23 protein-coding genes are annotated in these 21267 nt (G+C 37.1%); 18 read left to right on the top strand and 5 right to left on the bottom strand.

Going from position 1 to position 21267, the window contains the following annotated elements:
* The first annotated feature begins 5 nt into the window (after positions 1–5).
* Complete coding sequence (locus WC707_05670) at positions 6–1256, top strand: oligosaccharide flippase family protein (protein ID MFA6066640.1); 1251 nt, start codon at positions 6–8, stop codon at positions 1254–1256.
* 7 nt (positions 1257–1263) lie between these two features.
* On the opposite strand, the gene WC707_05665 is transcribed toward WC707_05670, so the two are convergent.
* The 4 genes from WC707_05665 to WC707_05650 form a co-directional block, all read right to left on the bottom strand.
* Positions 1264–1944, bottom strand: coding sequence for a pentapeptide repeat-containing protein (locus WC707_05665; protein MFA6066639.1), 681 nt, complete (start codon positions 1942–1944; stop codon positions 1264–1266).
* A gap of 27 nt (positions 1945–1971) precedes the next feature.
* Complete coding sequence (locus tag WC707_05660; protein MFA6066638.1) at positions 1972–2784, bottom strand: pentapeptide repeat-containing protein; 813 nt, start codon at positions 2782–2784, stop codon at positions 1972–1974.
* A gap of 81 nt (positions 2785–2865) precedes the next feature.
* Positions 2866–3468, bottom strand: a complete 603-nt coding sequence (locus WC707_05655) for a hypothetical protein (GenBank protein ID MFA6066637.1) — start codon at positions 3466–3468, stop codon at positions 2866–2868.
* Positions 3459–4136 (bottom strand): ribonuclease HII, encoded by a 678-nt coding sequence (locus tag WC707_05650; protein ID MFA6066636.1) that lies wholly within the window; start codon positions 4134–4136, stop codon positions 3459–3461. Before WC707_05650 ends, WC707_05655 begins: the two co-directional genes overlap by 10 nt.
* Positions 4137–4248: 112 nt before the next feature.
* On the opposite strand from WC707_05650, the gene WC707_05645 reads away from it, so the two are divergent.
* The 7 genes from WC707_05645 (at position 4249) to WC707_05615 (ending at position 11836) form a co-directional block, all read left to right on the top strand.
* Complete coding sequence (locus WC707_05645; protein MFA6066635.1) at positions 4249–4923, top strand: S24 family peptidase; 675 nt, start codon at positions 4249–4251, stop codon at positions 4921–4923.
* A gap of 87 nt (positions 4924–5010) precedes the next feature.
* Positions 5011–6033 carry a hypothetical protein gene (locus WC707_05640; GenBank protein MFA6066634.1) on the top strand — a complete coding sequence of 341 codons (1023 nt, stop codon included), beginning with the start codon at positions 5011–5013 and terminating at the stop codon, positions 6031–6033.
* Between the two features lie 205 nt (positions 6034–6238).
* A complete protein-coding gene (locus WC707_05635; protein ID MFA6066633.1) occupies positions 6239–7201 on the top strand; it encodes a hypothetical protein in 963 nt (320 codons plus the stop codon).
* A 420-nt stretch (positions 7202–7621) separates the two neighbouring features.
* A complete protein-coding gene (locus tag WC707_05630; GenBank protein ID MFA6066632.1) occupies positions 7622–8671 on the top strand; it encodes a hypothetical protein in 1050 nt (349 codons plus the stop codon).
* Between the two features lie 47 nt (positions 8672–8718).
* The gene (locus WC707_05625) at positions 8719–9789 is read left to right on the top strand and encodes a hypothetical protein (GenBank protein ID MFA6066631.1); all 1071 of its coding nucleotides are present in this window, start codon (positions 8719–8721) and stop codon (positions 9787–9789) included.
* An 83-nt stretch (positions 9790–9872) separates the two neighbouring features.
* Entirely contained in the window at positions 9873–10850 is a 978-nt protein-coding gene (locus WC707_05620; GenBank protein MFA6066630.1) for a hypothetical protein, read from the top strand.
* 119 nt (positions 10851–10969) lie between these two features.
* Positions 10970–11836, top strand: a complete 867-nt coding sequence (locus tag WC707_05615) for a hypothetical protein (protein ID MFA6066629.1) — start codon at positions 10970–10972, stop codon at positions 11834–11836.
* Here WC707_05615 and WC707_05610 read toward each other — a convergent pair.
* The gene (locus WC707_05610) at positions 11811–13097 is read right to left on the bottom strand and encodes an Nramp family divalent metal transporter (protein MFA6066628.1); all 1287 of its coding nucleotides are present in this window, start codon (positions 13095–13097) and stop codon (positions 11811–11813) included. The two genes, WC707_05615 and WC707_05610, sit on opposite strands and share 26 nt — an antisense overlap.
* Before the next feature lie 128 nt (positions 13098–13225).
* Between WC707_05610 and WC707_05605 the strand changes: the two genes are divergently transcribed.
* From WC707_05605 to typA, 10 genes are all read left to right on the top strand, one after another.
* Positions 13226–13960: a hypothetical protein gene (locus tag WC707_05605; GenBank protein ID MFA6066627.1), complete on the top strand. Its 735-nt coding sequence runs from the start codon at positions 13226–13228 to the stop codon at positions 13958–13960.
* Positions 13961–14115: 155 nt separating this feature from the next.
* Positions 14116–14577, top strand: coding sequence for a hypothetical protein (locus WC707_05600; protein MFA6066626.1), 462 nt, complete (start codon positions 14116–14118; stop codon positions 14575–14577).
* A gap of 235 nt (positions 14578–14812) precedes the next feature.
* Positions 14813–15442 (top strand): hypothetical protein, encoded by a 630-nt coding sequence (locus WC707_05595; GenBank protein ID MFA6066625.1) that lies wholly within the window; start codon positions 14813–14815, stop codon positions 15440–15442.
* Positions 15443–15480: 38 nt separating this feature from the next.
* Entirely contained in the window at positions 15481–16071 is a 591-nt protein-coding gene (locus tag WC707_05590; protein ID MFA6066624.1) for a hypothetical protein, read from the top strand.
* A 25-nt stretch (positions 16072–16096) separates the two neighbouring features.
* Positions 16097–16675 (top strand): hypothetical protein, encoded by a 579-nt coding sequence (locus tag WC707_05585; GenBank protein MFA6066623.1) that lies wholly within the window; start codon positions 16097–16099, stop codon positions 16673–16675.
* A 230-nt stretch (positions 16676–16905) separates the two neighbouring features.
* Entirely contained in the window at positions 16906–17871 is a 966-nt protein-coding gene (locus WC707_05580) for an AAA family ATPase (protein MFA6066622.1), read from the top strand.
* Positions 17872–18040: 169 nt separating this feature from the next.
* On the top strand, positions 18041–18523 hold the full coding sequence (rpsF, locus tag WC707_05575; GenBank protein ID MFA6066621.1) for a 30S ribosomal protein S6: 483 nt from the start codon (positions 18041–18043) through the stop codon (positions 18521–18523).
* A 2-nt stretch (positions 18524–18525) separates the two neighbouring features.
* The gene (rpsR, locus tag WC707_05570) at positions 18526–18810 is read left to right on the top strand and encodes a 30S ribosomal protein S18 (protein ID MFA6066620.1); all 285 of its coding nucleotides are present in this window, start codon (positions 18526–18528) and stop codon (positions 18808–18810) included.
* Positions 18811–18877: 67 nt separating this feature from the next.
* Positions 18878–19390, top strand: coding sequence for a hypothetical protein (locus WC707_05565; GenBank protein ID MFA6066619.1), 513 nt, complete (start codon positions 18878–18880; stop codon positions 19388–19390).
* Between the two features lie 14 nt (positions 19391–19404).
* A complete protein-coding gene (gene typA, locus WC707_05560) occupies positions 19405–21201 on the top strand; it encodes a translational GTPase TypA (GenBank protein MFA6066618.1) in 1797 nt (598 codons plus the stop codon).
* Positions 21202–21267 lie beyond the last annotated feature (66 nt).

Genomic DNA, 21267 nt, shown 5'->3' with positions numbered 1-21267 from the left:
GCAGTATGGCGTCTTATATAGGCGCTGTATTTTTATGCAAAGGGCTCATGTTTTCCATTACCTTATACGCTCTACATAGTATATCACCACGTGATATTGGCCTTATTGCACTGCTTAATAATTTTTTTTCACTTTTTACTATAGTAATTGGCGGCAGTCTACGGCAAATTATCGCGCTAGAATTCTACCATCAGTCCAACGACGCAAACGCTGCGCTGATTAATGATATTATCATTATATATTCAACTATATTGCTGATATTTTTTGCTATTATTCTCACCATAAGCCCATATATTAATGCACTTTTTTTTGCCCATCAAGCAACAAAAAAACTTATAATAATCAGTTTTTTATATAATTTTTTGCTCTTTTTTATGGAACTTTTTGTTCAATTGTTGCTCTATAACGCACAGATAACCTATGCAATATATACACAAGTGTTAGCGGTTATAGTAACAACTCTCTGCTCTTATGGCGCCTTACATATATATGGAACCCCTGAAAGCCTTTTATTGGCTTCTACGAGTGGAACAATACTAGTATGCAGCATGGCTTTTTATGTATATGTTAGTAATAATTTTTTTGCAACATATAACATTATGCGATCTCTTAAAAAAACTCTTAATTATATAGTTATAGGCCTGCCGCTCATGCCGCCGCTTGTTATGGGGGGGATAATAGGATGGTTGAATAGAACGCTCTTAACGCATACATGCGGACTGCAAGAAGTAGGATTATACGCACTCGTAGATATGGCTAATAGTTGTTTTAACGCCGTTGTATTACATCCGGTACAATCAACATATGCTCCGTATATGCTCAAAAAATTTTCACAACAACAGCATGCGGCACACATGTATCAAGAAGACATTTATAATAAGTACATGATGTTAATGAGCATGACAGCGCTTATTCTCTGTGTGCCTATTGGATTTTTTATACTCAGATCTTATGGCACATATGTGCTTCCCGCATATTATTGCACTATTATGCCGGCACTTGCCATAACAATAATTGCCCATATTTTTCTTATGGGCACGTATTTTTTATCGCTTATTCTTCAATTTCACAAACAGATATGGTTTTTAAATACGGGAGTTATAGCGACAAGCATGATCGCATTTTTCGCAGGATATCTACTGATACCACACTACAAAATAACCGGCGCCGTCGCCGCCATCCTCTGCGCATATGTATCGTATTTTTTCATCATCATGATACTTAATAATGTATTACATAAAAAAATACGCGCTTAAAATGCTTTTATGTTGAGCGTTTTAATATTCCGCTTACATACTTAACGGCCAATTCTTTTTCTTTATCATAATCGCTCGATGGCTGATACCCCAAAGAATCGGTGTCATTTTTGCAGTGATGCTTATAATATACGGCCATAGAACTTTTTTTATTGATCACAAGTGAATAATACAAAGCTTTTTTAAACTCACTATTAGCATCAATAGTTGCTGTATCAATATTTGAATTACGAAAATCTGACCAAAAAAAATAACACTTATTTACCGTTGTTGCATCACTAAATATTGCCCCCTTAAAAGAAGACAGGGTTGCATTTATATTTTCTAAAACTGCTCCCTCTAAATGAGCGTTATCAAAAATGGTTCCAGCTGCAAATACCTTAACTAACTTTGCATCCTTAAGATTTGCTCCTGTTAAATTTGCACCATTAATATATGAACCTGTCAGATCAACGCCTTCTAAATTTGCGCCTTTAAAATTAGCTTCTCGCACATCAAGTACAAAACCTTGCTCTCTCATACTTCCAAAAAAAGCTCTTACATCTTCACCCTGAAAATTACACCCTCTACACACGGCCATCTTACCTGTTTTACCAACAATGTGCTTCCAATTATTGGTGGCAAAAGCTGAAAAAAAGCTGCCTGCAGCCATTAAGGCAAAAATTAATATTTTATGTGATAATTTCATATTTTTTTTGCCCCCGCAATAACTCAATTACTGAGAATTTCTTTTTTCTTTCAAACGACGAAGCGCATTGTTGCTTTCTGGCAACTGACTTCTAAACCATAACCATGGCTTAATCTGCTCTTCAAAATTTTTAAATGCAGTCTCTTTATCTTTGTTATAGATATCTAAAGGCATCAAAGATGTTGGAGCATGATAGGGCCATGAATATACATTTCCCATTAAGGTATCTGTAATAATAGCATCTTTATATGCTGCATCCGGCATCTCATGAGCTTCAGAACGAGATTTTTTAATAGCCATAAGAGCTTTTCCAAAGTCACTGTACGCATCAATGGTAGCTGTATGTATATTAGAATCAGAAAAATTTGCCCATGCAAAACTAGATCCAGTTATTGTCGTTTTACTATTAAATATCGCCCCTACAAAAGTGGCAAATGGCGCATTAAGCTTTAAAATAGCACCTGTTAATTGAGCTCTATCAAAAGTAGCTTCACTGGCTGTTGCATTACTTAAATTTGCGCCAGCAAGATTAGCTTCTGTTAAATTCGCACCATCTAAATACGCACCGGTTAAATTTGTATCTTGTAAATTAGCTTTTTTAAGATCACTGCCCTGCAAATTTGCATCTTCAAGATTACTGCCTCGCACATCCAAAACAAGACCTCTTACATTAAGACTTTTAACTAACTCTCTCATGTCTTTTTTCTGAAGATCACACCACGTTGTGCACGAACCAGTTTTTTCTAACGCATCAACGTGATCTTGGTTCCAGGCGAAAGCCGGAAAAGAACTGCCTGCAGCCATTAAGGCAAAAATTAATATTTTATGTGATAATTTCATAATTTTTCTCCATTAATAAGCGTATTTATATTACTTTTACTTTATCTTAATATTACATAAATAATGCAATTTGTCCAATTTTTAACAAGATAGGCGTTGGAGGAATATTTTGAGGCGGCGGTAGTCATTGTTGGTTAATAAAGAATAGGTACCCACAAAGCTTTTAACCTTATTTTCAGATAGCTGCCCCTGCAAAGATCGATTTTTAAGAACAGCCAACAAAAGCTCATCAATATTAATAACCAAGTGGCCAAAGTTGAAAATAATGGGCATATAATGCTCTTTGGCGAAAAATTGAGCTGTTTCTTCCGGAGATGCATATTGCACAAAAGCATGGATTTTTGGCGGCTGGAGCGCGCACTGGTACGACAATGTGCCGTTTTCTATAAACCCAACAGTTAAGCAATCAAACGTCGTTTTCAAAAATTCAAAGATTTGTGGCTGGTCTTTGAGCAGTTCTTGTTCTGTTTTTTGATAAGGGAAGGGGGTACGGGCAGGATCAGACGATCCCGTATTGATGCCATAAACGATGCCAAAAATCGTTTTTGACCCCTGTTTAAGGGTAACCAGTGACCCATATGATGGAAAATGGGACCATTTCCAGCTGTGAGCCTTCCAGGTATGAAGAGAGCTTTCTATGATTTCTGCGAATGGCTGAAGTATGTTTATCTCATTTATAAGCATAAGAGGCTTTCTTGAGTATCTTCTTGCCCACAATCAACAAAATGATCAATAAAGGTTACTCTATGGATCAAGCTTTGAGGGCTTTCTATAAGTATTTTTTTATGGGATGGAGTACTATACCCCTTGTGACGAGCCAAATTATACCCAGGAAAGGTGCTGTCGTGCCGCTGCATAATGGCATCCCTGGTTACTTTCGCCACAATCGAGGCTGCTGCAATAGAACTAGACTTCTTTTCGCCATAAATAAAATGAATAATATCACCTTGAAAATTGCCTAAAACAAGAGGCATGGCGTCAACCACAAATAGCTCTGGAGCGCGTGGCGCTGTCGCCAAAAGCTGATGTGCCGCGCGACGCATACAGGTTAACGTTGCCTGATATATGTTTATCTTATCTATGAGATTGTTATTAATGATAGCCGTTCCGTACCAGCTATTCTTAATAATCCAAGAATACGCTTTTTGAAGCTCTGCAGCATCCAAAAGCTTGGAATCTTTTACAAGAGGGTGTGTTTTTTTGGGCTTGAGGATAACGGCTGCAGCCACAACAGGCCCCGCCAGGCATCCACGGCCAACTTCATCGACCCCCGCAATAACGCCATTACGCGCCCAGGCAGCCTCTTCGTAACTATTTTTTTTAAAATCTGGCAATCGCTTGATCGTTACCATGTAATTGTTTCCATTTGACAAGAATCGGTAATTGAGTACAATTAGAAATAATGCAGTGTAGTAAATATACTATCATATTTTTTTGTAAAAAACTAAAGAGAGGAGCTCTATTATGTCATCAACAGCTTTACGAGTAAAAGAACTTTTACGCGAAAAAGGATGGACAACAAAAATTCTTGCCGAAAAAACAGGAATGTCCGAAAGTTACTTAACTCACATAAAAAACGGTACACGCCGTTGGAACGAAGATTCATTGCGCAAATTAGCCAATGCCTTCGAAATTACTCCGATAGATTTGTTTGCTCAACGCCGTCAAAGAACTGACGAAATCAGCAGCAGCGTTAATATGCCGGAACAATCTGATGTTCAATTACAGGTTCAAATCGTTCCTGTGGTTGCAGATATACCATCAAATCCGTCACCATATAACAATCAGCTAATGCAAGTAACCAGTGGCTGCAAAGATATATTCCTTCCAGTCTTGAACTGCAACGACGCTGCGATGTTTGCACTACAACTTAACAACAACTTACTCGCTCCAACTTTTGAAAAAGGGGATCTCTTAATCGTTTCTCCAGAAATTTGGACACGCTCAGGTGATATTGCTGCAGTGGAATTCGGCAATGATCCACACGTTAAAGCGATCATGAAAGTTACCTACACAGACGATTTTATCGTTCTTGAGTCAGTTAACTTCAAGCAAGCACCAATAGCTCTTATCCGTGGAAAAGACCACTTCAGAATTATTGGCCGAGTTATTGCTCGTCATCAAAATTTTGTTGAATAAGCTATAAAACAGCTACTTTAACAACAACTACTAGGGGTCCTCACGGACCCCTTTATATTGAGATCTCCATCAGGTGAAATACTAAACATGCTAAAAAAATTACTTATTATCACAATTACAGCCCAGCTACTATCTACATATTCATCAAAAGCAATGGTCAAAGGAAAATCTTATTCTATAATTTTGCCAGGACTAGGAGAGACGCCTGGACGCGGGGGATTTGCATTCGAAAATTATCATATCGTCAATACATCAAAAGATGCAACCGTTAGATTTACAACACTTGCAAGCCCTTGGTATAAAATTGATCTTGGACAGGATAATTGCATTCAAGATTTCGAAAAACAATTACATGAACCTCCCTATAAAAACAACAAACATTATTTTTATGGCATATCGCAAGGCACCGCAACACTTTTTAACTGGCTCGGCAAAATGTCACATGAGGAGCAAGAAAAAAATGCTCACTGCCTTGTTTTAGAATCAGTATTAGGATCAGGAGACAGTGCCATATTACACACAATCGAATCAGCAGCATCTCTAAAAAATGAACAAATGCCTTATACAGTACGCTTTATTCTATCACTAGCAACAAGTACCACATATTTCCCCTTTGCACGCGCCTGGTTGCCATTGGCTGCAAAAATAGCATTTCCAACCTATAATCCATTTGGGAAACAAGCCGTTACATCTGCAAAAAAAATATCGCCCAACATTCCTGTTATCATAATGCATAATCACGCTGATCCTCAACTTTCAATCAATGATGCGCGGGAAGTATATTGCTCTCTCCGAGAAAATGGACACAAAGGTGCATACTTATTTGAGATTGAATGCACTGAACCAGCACACGTAAGTATCCTTCATTATGATAAAAATATAGAGAAGAGCATCCTTTCGCTGCAAGCGATTTATCGCAAACACAAATTGCCTTATAGAGAAATAGAGGGCATAGACAAAATTGAGCTCGAAGGCTTTAAACCTTCGGCACAAGAAGTCAGAAAAAAAATTTATGACAGCACATGGAAAAAGCGATGGATACGCAACACAATAGACATAACAGCAACAGGCATGCTTGTAGGCTATTTGGCATATCGTTATAAAAACTAATAATCATGTAATTACAAGTAAATAATCACACAGGGGTCCTCACGGACCCCTTATTAGTTAAAAAGACAACCTTACTATTACGATCTAACGCACCTAATCTATCTTTACAAAAAAACGTTACAATGCAATTATAAGCGGCTGACAAAGCACAAGGGCCCAAAGAAGGCATTCTTAATACTATTAACCAATTAAAGAAAGACTAAACATGCTAAAAAAATTATTTATTATCATCATTACAGCTCAGTTGTTAACTTCATATACATCAAAGGCAATGGTGAACAGCGCTGAATCTTTCTCTATTATTCTTCCGGGGCAAAATGGACTTGGCGGAGATTCATTTGAACAAAATCAAATCGTCAATACACCATCACATGCGACCATTAGGTTTACCACACTTAAGAACCCTATGTATATTGATCTTGGGCAAGGTAATTGCATTCAAGATTTCGAAAAACAATTACATGAACCTCCCTATAAAAACAACAAACATTATTTTTATGGTATATCGCAAGGCACAGCAACGCTTCTTAACTGGCTCGGTAAAATGTCACATGAGGAACAAGAAAAAAATGTCCACAGCCTTGTTTTAGAATCAGTATTGGGATCAGGAGATAGCGCCATATTACACACAATCGAATCAACAATATTGACCAAAATAATAACATATCTTCCTTTTACACGCGCCTGGTTGCCATTGGCTGCAAAAATAGTCGCATTTCCAACTTATAATCCATTTGGAAAACAAGCCGTTACATCTGCAAAAAAAATATCGCCCAACATTCCTGTTATTATCATGCACAATCACGCTGATCCCCAACTTTCAATCAATGATGCACGAGAAGTATATTGCTCTCTCGTAGAAAATGGACACAACAGTGCATATTTATTAGAAGTTGATAGTCAGCATCAAGCTCATCTAGATATTCTTGATTATGACATAGAGCGATTTAAAAAGATTGCAGCAATACAAGCTATTTATCGCAAACACAACTTGCCTTATAGCAAAAAAATTAATATAACTGGAATCGATCTTGCAAAATTTCAACCTTCCGCAAAAAACATCAGAGAAAAAATTAATAATAGCACAGGAACTAATCGACTCATACGCAATACAATAGACATAACCGCAACAGGCATGCTTGTAGGATATTTAAGTTATCTATTATAATAAATCGCTAATATGTAATTACAAGTAAACAACCACAAAGGGGGTCCGTGAGGATCCCCTTTTTATTTATTACTAAAAAAACATTTTTACATAAACACAGTTTTAATAAAGCTGATAAAAAAACAGCAACATTTACATATTTATAATTTTTACTCAAAATATTTAAATACTATTAAAGTTACTATTATTTTTTTTATATATTTTAAAAACAAAACACAAAAAAATATTATTTACGATAAGAATCAATGCGGCGCATGCAAAAATATGCTTGAAACATCGACTGAATCAACCCTTTAAAGGGTATAAACTTGTCTTTACAAAAAAAAATTATATGGCATCATAAAACAGCTGATAACAGCTATGGATCGGCATTGCCATCTTATAATTACACCACCTCACAAGACAGCAGGTTAATACTCTATGATTCACAAAAAACAAACACATTTAGCATGTTTAATGTTAGCACTCTTATTACATCATAATGCCAGCGCAATGGAAACGACCGATATGGCGGCCAATGCCCCACTACATCTTGATGATTTGCCCGAAGAAGTAAGGTATCACATTGCTAGCTATTTATTCGCAGGATTCAGAGAAACTAGAAAAGACTTTGAAGAGCGCTGCAAAGATTTATCACGGCAAAAACCCGTTGAAAAGATTACAAAAAACGGGCACAACATACAGCACAGTATGTCATATGCACATCCATCAGGAACTATTATAAAAACACGAAGTATTATGGTTACTGACCCAAACTCAGATTCAGATGAAGATGAAGAAACTCCAGTATCATGCCTGGATACACAAGCCATAACCTATATACCAACAGCACAAGCAGCAAGCAGACTACCTGTTAAACTTTGTAGCGCTCAGTGTTCTTTTAAAAAAATAAATGGAAACATCACGGATAGGAAGCCGGCGTCGTTCTTCGTATCACCAGATTATTCAAAAATTTTAGCCTGCGTGCGTTTTCTGGACAATAATCCAGCCAATGAATATATGCGAGTTTTTGATACATCAAAGAATGAAGCTATAAAGCACCATTTTATACCATATGAGTCATATGAATTAATGGGCATTGCTTCAAATGGGGATAAATATGCTTTTGTCACAACAAAAAAATATACTCAAAATGTTTTTATTCTAAAAAAAAGAAATCATGCTAAACCAGCCAAGAAACGGCGTAAAAAACATACAACAACTAAAGAATTTATGATTATCAGCTCTTTTGCTTCCGGTCACGCAGAGTTACAACGCACAGAAAGAGCAAAAAATTTTAAAGCTCAACAGATACAATTCAATCAACAAGGCACAGCTGTAGCTCTTGTAGGAGAATATGATTCAGAAAACAAGGTTACAGATATTGAAACGTTCGAATTAACTCCACCAGAAAATCCAAACAACGATATGTCACTTGATGCGTACTTTAGAATGAATTTTGTACGCGCGAAAAAGCCAATTACAAATTAGATATCTTTGATAAATAGTATTTTCACAAAACAACAGGTTAATACACTATGATTCACAAAAAACAAACACATTTAGCGTGTTTAATGTTAGCACTCTTATTACATTATAATACCGGCACAATGGAAACAGACATTACTCAAAGCAATATTTTTCCCATTACGCATCTTCCTACTGATATACAAAATGAGATTGCTAGCTATTTATTCGTGAGCAAGAACAGCAGAGAAAGTATTCCTCAATTTGAACAACGATGCATCGCATCATTATTACAACAAAAAACTATACAACAAGATGCATTCCCTAGAACGCTAGAGTGTAAATTTCCATCAGGAAAAATCATAAAATCGATATCTACGGCGGATAAAACTTCAAGCAGTGACCCATCTCAAACATGCTATTTAGAAGAAATAGGCTTCATACCATCTGGTTCAAAATACTACCTACGCCTTTTAAGCCACAAATACAGCTGCTCCGACGCTCCTCACAACCAAAATCGATTATCCTTTAGTATGTCTCCAGATTATTTAAAGGTAACAATCATGTGTCAATATATAAAGGGAGACATACTGCGCCTCAATAGAAACACGGAACAAACACAACAGGAACACAGCATCATACAGCTCGCTGACCTATCGAACCCCGCAAATATCATCTTGAAGTTTGAATTTTTTGGAGAGAAAAAGGATTCAAATGCACTAGCAGTAAATTCACACGGCAATGCATTTGCTGTGATCAAAAAAAAACTAACCTTAGCAAAAAGAAAATCACATCAAGACTCACAACTAAAAGAACATATAGATATAATTTCAAAAACATCTTGGAAGAAACATGCTGGCGCATTCATGTACAAAACATCAATATCAACACCAAGAGTAAAACTTTTTGCGGTGCAACATATGTATTTCAACAAGCAGGGAACACATATATGCCTGTTGGGATCAAATTGCACAGAGATAGAAACTCTCCAAGTATCAGAAGCTGGTCATATACAAAAAGATGCGCGTAAAAGCGACGTATCACTTGCTGAATTTTTCCATATAAGAGGCATATGTAAAAATACGAATTATACCAAGATAGTAGGGGGAACGCTTAAGAAAGAGAAAGCGAAATTAAAATAACAAGTACTTCTGAAAAAAATATTTACAAAAATCAACCCAACCCTTAACAATTAAGCATCACCAAAAAAACAGGTTAATACACTATGATTCACACAAAACAAACACATTTAGCATGTTTAATTTTAGCACTCTTATTACACTATAATACCAGCGCAATGGAAACAGGCATTACTCAAAACGATATTTTCCCCATTACGCATCTTCCTACTGATATACAAAATGAGATTGCTAGCTATTTATTTGCGGGAAAAAACAGCAGAGAAAGCATCCCTGAATTTGAACAACGATGCAAAAGTTTATCACAAGAAAAACCCTCAATAAAGGATCAACAGACTCAAAACAATAAGACCGCAAAATGGTTAGCGCGCCCATGTCCGCCAGGAACAATCTGTAAAATAAGAAAAATAGAGGTTATAAACCCAAACAATCCTTCATCAGAGATAAAAAATGAAGAAGAAATACATTACTTCCCTCACAATACAAATGGCATAATAGTACTTAAAAATGAGTACACATCTAAAAATCCACATGAACAGGACAAGTTATTTTTTGCAATATCACCAGATTATTCAAAAATAGTATGCCTGACTAAATCCGTGGATAATTTTAAAACGGTTGATGCAGTAGACATTTTTAATGTGGGAGAAAATGTAAAAAACCTAGGTCGATGTCATATGCAACAAAGCAAGTCCAACGTAATAGCAGTTAATTCAAAGGGGACCATGTACGCTGTTATCCGCGAAAAAAAAAGTGAAGAATATATAGATATAATAGTTAAAAAGCAAAATAATATAGACAAAAGCATAGCGAAGATATACAGAACAGCATCTTTTAAGCCTCAACATATGTATTTCAACAAGCAGGGAACACATATATGCCTGTTGGGATCAAACTGCACAGAGATAGAAACTCTCCAAGTATCAAAAGCTGGTCATATACAAAAAGATGCGCGTAAAAGCGACGTATCACTTGCTGAATTTTTTCATATAAGAGGCATATGTAAAAATACGAATTATACCAAGATAGTAGGGGGAATGCTTAAAAAGAGAAAGCGAAATTAAAATAACAAGTACTTCTGAAAAAAATATTTACAAAAAACATTAATATGCGATCATAAGCAAACAACTTTAGGGGCTCCTCATGGGGCCCCTAATACTTACAACATAATTAAGGCATACACATGCGCAACAAAAAACACATAAAACTATTTCCACTTTTTAGCATAATAACGCTCATATTAACATCTAATATGAACGCGATGCATATTGGACAGCTTCCAAAAGACATGCATAATGAAATAGCCCAATATTTACCATTCAATGGCAAAGAAAATGATCAAGAATGCATAAACCGATGCACAAAATTATCAAAAATCAAACATACCCCCCACAAACCCATACAATTCACATGCAAAACGGGGACACTCGCCTATGAAAATTACAACAGCTTGGGTCAATTTGGGGCAGAACAGCGCCAACAGCTCGTATATCGTAGCAATGCAACGGGCAAATCGATTGTACTTGAAAATACCATGACAAAAGGCGTCATTTCTAATAGATTATCTTGCGCATTATCTTTAGACCACTCCAAAGTACTGTGCATAAAAATAAGCAATAACAGATTTTATGCTGCACCATATTTTACTATTTATGACCTTACAGAAAATAATGGCCATAAAAAATTGTGCAGTTTTAATATATCGCAAGAAACTCAAAAAGGGGCGATCACTTCTGATGGCACAACTCTCGCATTCAGCACATCAAATGACCATCAATTAGAAATACACCATATCCCACAGTATGATATAACAAAATTGACCACAGAAACAGTAACTCCCCCTTTTAAAGCAGAACATCTTCATTTTAATAAACAAGGAACCTGCTTATTCGCTATGGGAAAAGATGACAGTGAATTTTTTATACATAAATTTGCATCACAAGAAGAACATGAAAACAAAAGTAAAAAAACGCTTGAAACTTATTTTGCAATAAAAGGCGTGTGCAAAAAAATATGCCCTGCTCTTATAAAAACAAGAGCCCTCGAATAAGTAAGGCGTTCAGTAGAACAATAATAATTCCAATACTATAAACAACAAAAGTAAGTATGCGCGAGTTTGCAAATCCATCCATTATTCGCTTATCGCTCGTTGCACGAATAAGCGGAAAAATAGCAAAAGGCAACTGCAAGCTTAAAATAATTTGACTAAAAATCATCATCTGAGATAAACAATGTTCGCCGTAAAAAACAATACCAAATAATGCGGGGATAATAGCAATACAACGGCCTAATAAACGCCGAAGCCATGCGGGCATAGAAAAATTGGTAAAACCTTCCATAATAATCTGCCCTGCAAGCGTACCAGTTAATGTAGAATTTTGACCAGAAATAAGCAGTGCTATAGCAAACACAAAGCTTGCAAGCCCTGTATGCAGCAACGGCGTAAATAAGGCGTATGCATCCTGTATTTCTGCAACTTGATGCATACCGTTATAATAAAAAACAGACGCAGCTACTATTAAAATTGCCGCATTAACAAAAAAGGCACACGTCAGCGCAATACACAAATCTATGGTGTAATAAAAAATGGACTCTTTTTTTGTTGTATTATTATAATCATGATTATCACCGTCTTTCACTAACGCGGAATGCAAATACAAGTTATGTGGCATAACCGTTGCACCCAAAATGCCGATTGCAAGATAGAGCATATCAGGATTTTTTATAATGGCAGTTGATGGAACAAGCCCCTGCACCACAGCAAACCAGTCTGGATGCGCAAGATATATAATAGTGGCAAAACATCCAAAAATGATCGCTATCAATGCGGCCACTATTACTTCGACAGTTCTTTTGTGGCGGTGTGCAAGCGCTAACAGCAATAACACATCACCTGCCGTTATACAAACGCCCCATATGAGAGGGATGCCAAAAAGAAGCTGCAGGCCCAGAGCAGAACCTATAACCTCTGCAAGATCCGTCGCTATAACCGCAAGCTCCGCCAAAAGCCATAATACAATCCCCGTTATACGAGAATAACGGTCACGACATATACGAGCAAGATTTTTACCGGTAACAACACCCAGCTTTAAGGCACAGTATTGCAAGAGTATAGCCATGATATTAGAAATAAAAATTACTGATAAAAGCGTATACCCATAACGCGACCCACCAGCCAGTCCCGTCACCCAATTTCCCGGATCCATATAGCCAACGGCAACAAGATAACCAGGGCCAACAAAGGCTAAAAACCGCCTACAATAAGACAAAAATGTAATGTACCGTGCTTTAAAAGCATATAAAGTGTTCATGTTGCTAGTATACTCCCTATTTTCAAAAATGTGCCACGGCTTTTTTTATCGTATTTATAGACAAATAGAAAAATATATATATAATAAAATATACTTAATATATAAAAAATAAAAACAAAAGATATTTCATGAAAATTGTACATGTAGCATTATTAGCGCTTATAGCTATTAAAACAAGCTCAATAGTATGCGAAAGCAATGCACAAGATGGCATACAAAATAAAAAGCTTAATTATTACAAAAAAACTGTATCGGGGACGAAAAACATTGCCCTGGGTTATTCAGTCGTACGAATAGGTAATTTATGTCATGAGCTTGGTCGTTACATTCCAGCTCGCGCATTTGGCCATACAACAACAATGTCTTTGCCACTCAACCCACGAAATCAATCCCGAGTATATTTTAGTGAAGAAGTATTTAACGCCTTAAAAACTAAAATAATTCCCCTAGCCGGCGGCCCACTCAGTGGCATTATCGGTAATTATTGCATCTTAAAATTGGCAAATATATTTCATGAATATAGAAATAATCATACTATTGAACATGCGATTCATGCAGGCCTTAATAAACCAGCCATTAATAGAGATCATAATACAGGCCTTTTAGCGGCCGCTTTATACAATACCGTAGAAGATATTGCCAACCTGATCCTCACCAAAGATGCCCATGGCAAATCTAACGGCAGTCATACCATAGACAGCCTTATCAAAAATCATAGTGAAATAAAAAAACAACTATATTATGCATGTTTTAAGGGGTTCGTTATGATAGCCACCGGTGCCAGCATCCCTTATTTTGCCTATAAAACCTACGCAGCGCACCAGAATAGCACCCCTATTCCCGCCATACCACCAACACGCTAAATTTCATCAAAAACGTTGATCCCAGGGCATATTTGAGGCCCATTTTTGCCCCTCTAAAGCTCATAAATAACAACCTGCATTTGTTGACAAATAGAATTAATCGCGTATAATTAGACTTAAGTAAGTATAATTAACAAACAAACAATGGAGATTTTATGAAAATGTATAATTTATTAACCACAGCCCTCTTAATTGGATCATCTTTGCAAGCAATGGATCTAAAGAATACTGATGCCAAAGTTTCGGCACAAGAAACGAGAGCAACAGTTGCCAGAAGAGCATTACTCGCTCCTTTCAAAATTTATGGCGGGCTTCTTTTTAAGCTAGGCTCTCACGCAATTGAGGTTGGAACAGTATACGCATGCCTCAACACAACATGGCAAATAGCTCATGCCGTCACAAACCAATCAATGGAAGATACTGCAAAGGGTGTAGTGACTGCAGCAGTTCTATCGCCCTTGATAATTGGCGGAATCCTTACAACAGGCACTATCGCTCATAAATGTAATAGCGTAGGCACGTCGTTAACGAACAATGGCCTAAACGATATAAAACGGACCTTTTCCGCCAGAAGCAGTAATCGAGGGTTACAAGATGCGTTAGATAAAAAATCTTAATTAAAACTAATTGTTCCTTAATTTTACCAATAGAGGCAATGGTATAAAACACTACCATCGCCTCTATTGCCACGTATAAAAACACACAACACAAAAAACGCTGGTCCTGGGGCCCATTTTACCCCTCTAAAGCCCATAAATAGCAGCCCATCCTGACGCTGTATATTTATTGACAAATATAATTAATAATATATATTTATAATTAAGTATAATTAATAATAAAAATGGAGATTTTATGAAAATATTTTATAACATATTAGCAGCATCAATACTCATTGGTTCATATACGCAGGCTATAGAACAAGCGCCAAAAAAAATACAGGCCGTTTTTACCAAAGAAGATATTTTTAATCAGCAATATCCCAATATAGCAAAACGCTTTGCTGCTCAAAAAATGAGCCTAGAGGCTGAAAAACTTAATTTAGAACTAGAGATCGCTTTAGGCGGAAAGCTTAATTTGAGCACAAGGACCATTACAGCCGTACCTAAAATTTGCTTAGGGTTATATGCATTGGTGCATGCCCATGCTTTATTACTACGAAATATTTCATCTGCGGCAGAAACAACACTATCTATTTTGACAACTCAGCAAAGCCCGCTTGAATGTTTCTATTCAGGAACTGCGACAATTTTTGGCATGGCTTTGACAACTGTCGTTTATTCATTTTTAACGTCTATTGGACACAACCTTGCAAGCGGCGGACTCGACAATATACAGCATAGCTTTGACTATAAATCTTATAATAAAAGATTGTTAAACAATGTTGTAAAAAAACTAGAAGCCCTCAAATTAGAAAAACAGCATTGCATAGATGAACTCGAAGAAATAAACTGTTTGACAAATAGCATTAATAATTTACAATAATATTATAGTTATATATTATTAAAAAACAGGAATATTATATGAAAATAAAACAAATAATAGCAACAGCAGCATTTCTTGTATTGGCAACTCAAATACAAGCCCAAGATACTCAGGTAGCAACAAACGATACCCTTAAGAATGCGGGTCTTTTTGCCACCTATAGCGCAGGAGCAACTGGAGCCGGACTAACTGGATTATTCTTTGGAAAACTAGCCATGAGTGAATTTTCTAAGAATATGGCGCCTGATATAAAGAACGCAGTACATACTATTCAAAATTATAAGGCTGCTTACAAAATCTGGACAGATCTACATATTGCTCAGACAAAGTGCAATCAAATAATACATACAGAGCAATCCAAGAAATATCTTTTTGATTCGATAGAAGAACACAAAGATTATATGAAACAGCTTGAAGCAAGCCAACAAACAATAAGCCGTTATACCAAAAAGGCATTATCAGAATTACAAGGGCATGCTCTCAATAAAATAGAGACCCAAAAAGCAGTCAGACGGTCATCTGCCCGCGCAGCAGCCCTTGGACTCGCGACTTTTGGCAGCGTATATGCTTCATATCAATTGGCAAAAAAAGCTTATAATGAGACACCTGCATCACGTTCTACCAAGTAAACTTATAAAAATCGAAAAAAATGCTATGAAAATATTTTATAACACATTAATAGCATCCATATTAGTGGCAACATCTCTACAAGCGCATAATAAAGCCGTCGGCTTTGCATATATCATGAGACAGTTTGAAGATGGGTCTCGTTCACATGAAAACAAGATTCAAGCGACGAGAGACAGCCTTACAAAGACAAGAGCCATACTTGATAAAGAACGAACAACATGGACCAATAAGAACAAAAAATTTAAATTCGACAAGACAACAGCAATCGCCCCTTTAAAAACTTATACAGGATTAGCCCTAATAACATTCGGCACAAAAAAAAGCATTAACACCATTATAAGCATACCATCCCTATGCAATATCGCTTATAATGCAAGCCGCACAGATCCAAATTCAACTTATCAGACTATAACGACAGTTGGCTTAGTATTTTGCGGCGCAACAGCCATAAGCTTCTGTTATTTATATTGCGGCATAAACATGGCACGTCAGGGCCTGGAAGACATGCGCCGGGGAATCGACTATCCGAACTATCTCACTAAAGAAATAGCTAAAATTGACGAGCAGCAATTAGAGCTCGCTACTCAAGCTCCGGCAAGCTAATTCCATCAACCCATATTGGCCTCCAGAAAACAGGGTTGATTAAGAGTATTTCAAAAAAAAGACAGACGCCCTCTGCTAAAAAACGCGCCCCCTAAGGCATTTTAGAGTGCTATTTTACACCCTTAAACCCCACAAATGGCTGCTTATTTTACCCTGCTTGATTTTATTGACAAATAGGATTAATGATGTATAATTATAACTAAATACAATGAAAAACAAATGGAGATTTTATGAAAATAAAACAAAAAAATGTATATTTATTAGCAACGTTATTATCCATCAGCTCTTATAGCTATAGCATGATGTTTGCAAAAAAAATAATGGGCCTGTCGGCTACCACGACAGCGATTGCAGCTGGATATTGCACATGGTCTAATATCAATTATGCAAAACGTGCGCGCGCCGAGCAAATGCCCGACAATCACAGTAAGACTAAGTGGGTAAGGCCTGATTGGGCTCTTAAAAACAATTTACCTAATGGCGTGCCACAAGAAATTGCCGATTTGGTTGATTTCTTAAAAAATCCCAAAAAATATACTGATCTCGGCGCAGACATGCCAAAGGGATTATTATTATACGGTCCCTCTGGAACAGGAAAAACGACGATAGCACGAGCGATTACTCAAGCAGCGGGCTATGGCTTTATTGCCATAGCAGGATCTGATCTTATGGCCAGGTATCAGGGGGAATCAGCAGCACTGATCGAAAGCATATTTAATGAGGCTCGTTCAGTCAAAAAAGCTGTCATTTTTATTGACGAAATAGAAGTCGCAGCAAGAAAACGTGCTGGTGAAAAAGCTTCCGGAACCGATGAACAAGTAACGCAACTATTAAAAGAACTTGATGGCTTTCACAAAGATTCATCTATATTTCTTATAGCCGCTACCAATATAAGAGAGGCAATTGATCCCGCGCTATTAAGACCAGGCAGACTCGACTACCACGTTTTAATACCCCTTCCAGATAATGCTGGACGCGAAGATATTATCAAGCATTATCTAACAACAAAGGTTTATAAAGGGAAAAATATATCATCAATACTTGCTGCTCAAACCGAAGGATGTAGCGGCGCCGACTTAAAATTCTTAATTAATAATGCTGCCATTATAGCCGCTCGAGAAAATGCAAAGGCAGTCACTGAAAAGCATTTATTAGCAAGTCTTGAGGCATATAAAAATAAAAAAAGCGAACTATAAGATATAGGGCGAAATTAAGAGTATTTCAAAAAAAAAGATAGACGCCCTCTATCTTTTTTTTATTTTACTGCTAGAATTTATAATTAATAAAGCATATGTTGCTAAATACAAAAAATAGTTTTTTTGTATAGTGTTTATTCACTTCCATTTAGTATTAAAGGATCATTTTATGCTTCGATACGAAGTTCTACTTTTAACGGTTCCAGAGATAACCGCCGATGAAACAACCGGGATAGAGTCATATCTATCAAAAACTCTGACCGACAAAGGCGCACAGCCAACATCATTTGACCGTTGGGGCAAATATTATTTAGCCTACCCAGTCAGAAAAAATGACTACGGCGTATACTTTTTAATGCGCTTTGAATGTTCAGATGAACGCCACAAAGAGATTATTGATGCCGTTCGCGTAGCCTGCGCTGTCAAATTTGCTGATCTCGTCATGAGACACATGATTGTTCACCTTGAAGAACGTGATTCTCTTGAATATCAACGCCCAGAATCTTTAGAAGAAACTCCATCTCGCGATGTTGATTCATTCTTAAAAGAAAATAAAATGACCGGCCTTATGGGTAAACCTGGCCGCAGCCGTCACAATAATGACGCGCTTGGTGATATAGAATCTGGTAGCAAAAACTTTGAAGGGTTATAATTATGGCAAAAAAAGTAAAATTAAAAATAAGCGCTCGTTTATTGAGAAAAAAAGCACGTAGAAGTTCATTTGGCGTGTCAAAACATTGCCGCTTCTGTTCCAACAAAGAACAAGCAGCACTTCTTGACTACAAAAATGCTTCCCTCCTCAAGCACTTTTTGACTGAACGAGGCAAAATTTTAGCATCTAGAATTTCTGGCAATTGCGCGTTACATCAACGCGACTTGACCGGAGAAATTAAAAAAGCTCGCGTTATGGTTTTATTACCATATTCGGCGTCCAATTAATGGCATAAAGTGAAGTACCATAAAAAGGGCCCGTGATGGGCCCTTTTTATATAAAATAGGATTGTTTATGAAAAACACAAAACTCTTTTTTTGCTTAAGTCTCTGTTTAATGTCATCTGTAATTCGTTGCGATGATCAAGAGAATGAACTCAACGCTGCTTATCAAAAAGCTGGTATTACACCGGAACAAATGCAAGCATACCAAGAACTTGAAGCAAAAATAAACATTAGTCAGCAAGCTGAGCTCCGAATGAAAAAAATGAGCGAAAGCATGCGATCTCGCGTAAGAAACGCTCTTACCATGCTCTTAGCCGGCATACTTTTTGATACCATCACAAGGGACGGATCAGCAGTCAAAGCTCGTTGGCTATTTTCAAACCCATACAGCAAATGGACGCTCATTACAGCAGGTGCACTTGTCATACTGCAAGATTTAATCGCTCTTGGTTTTGATTACAAAGATCTTATTGCTTACGCTCAGATTAAAATACAAGCCGACCAAGAATTCGAACATATAAAGCAAATCTTACTGCTCGGCAAAAAAAATAGTTCACCATCAGTGTCGTCAATACAAGAATAATAAAGAAAAAAATTATGAATAAAGAACGTTCAAATTTAAGAAATATTGCGATTATCGCACACGTTGACCATGGTAAAACAACTTTGGTCGATACACTTTTACGCCAATCTGGTACAGTCGACACGCTCGTTGGAGAGCGCGTTATGGATTCAAATGATCTTGAACGTGAACGCGGTATCACTATTTTGGCAAAAAATACTGGTATTCGTTACAATGGTTACGAAATCAATATCGTTGATACTCCTGGCCACAGTGATTTTGGCGGTGAAGTAGAACGTACTCTGCAAATGGTCGAAGGATTTTTGTTGCTGGTTGATGCAGCAGAAGGTGTATTACCAGGAACACGATTCGTTTTATTTAAAGCATTACAACTTAATCTAAAACCTATAGTATTTATTAATAAAATTGATCGTAAAGATGCAGATATTAAGAGAACCGAAGAACTTATCCACGATCTCTTTTTAGATTTGGCAACGCATGAAAATCAATTAGATTTCCCTATTTTGTACGGCTCATCTCGCCTTGGATTTGCAACTGACAATCCTGATGTGCAAACACAAGATATGTCATTATTATTTGATGCAATTATCAAAAATATCCCTGCACCCGTTGAAAAAGAAAACGGATTACAGATGCTCACAACAAGCTTGGATCACTCAGACTTTTTAGGGCCAATAGCAATTGGTCGTGTTTTTAGTGGATCTATGCAAGTAGGTGGTCAAGTTGTTTGCTGCAGAGATTCTCTGGTGAGCAAGCCAATAAAGATAACAAAAATATATAAATTTGTTGGGTTATCCAAAGTTGAAGCACAAGAAGCTCAATTTGGTGACATTGTTGCGGTAACCGGCTTTAATGAACCTGTCGCTATTGGTACAACATTATGTGATGTCGGCAATCCATTGCCATATCCATATGTTAAAATTGACGAACCAACGCTCTCTATGTATATTTCCGTTAATGATTCGCCTTTTAACGGACGCGAAGGCAAATTATTAACATCACGTCAAATTAAAGAGCGTTTAGAAAAAGAGTTGAAGACAAATGTGGCACTTCGTGTTGAGCCAACCGATTCTCCTGACATTTTTAAAGTATCAGGTCGTGGTCAGTTACACCTTGGCATCTTGGTAGAAAACATGCGCCGTGAAGGCTTTGAGCTGCAACTTTCTGCGCCAGAAGTTATTTATAAGATGATCGATGGCGTAAAATGCGAACCGATTGAATATCTTGTTATTGACGTTCAATCTGAGCATCAAGGCATCGTCATGGAATCTCTGGGCAGAAAACGCGCTGAGATGAAAAACATGGTTCACTATGATAACGGTCGCGTAAGAATAGAATTCGAAGTTCCATCTCGTGGATTGTTAGGATTTAGAAATCAGTTCTTAACAGATACACGCGGTAGTGGTATTGCGACATTCAGTTATCATGGATATCAGCCATACAAAGGCGAAATTACCATGCGTACCAAAGGTGCATTAGTTTCTATGGAAAATGGTCCTGCGACCAACTTTGCACTCAATACGTTGCAAGAACGCGGTACATTATTCATCAAACCTACTGACGCTATCTATGAAGGCCTCATTATCGGTGAAAACAGCCGCGATGATGACATGGACGTTAACCCATGTAGACAAAAAAAACTTACCAATATGCGTGCCTCTGGTTCTGACGATTTAGTCAAAATTGAACCACCGCGTATGATGGGATTAGAAGTTTGCATGGAATGGATTATGCCTGATGAACTTATCGAGGTAACTCCACTCAGTATCAGACTGCGCAAGAAAATTCTTCGTGCATCTCTCAGAAAATAAAACACTTGTATATAAATAAGGGCGGGTTTTAACCCGCCCTTATTGCGTCAAAATAAACAAAGCAAA

Source organism: Candidatus Babeliaceae bacterium, assembly GCA_041660765.1.
In the GTDB taxonomy this organism is placed as follows: Bacteria; Babelota; Babeliae; order Babelales; family Babelaceae; genus JBAZVR01.
This window is presented reverse-complemented; position numbering and strand designations above follow the sequence as displayed.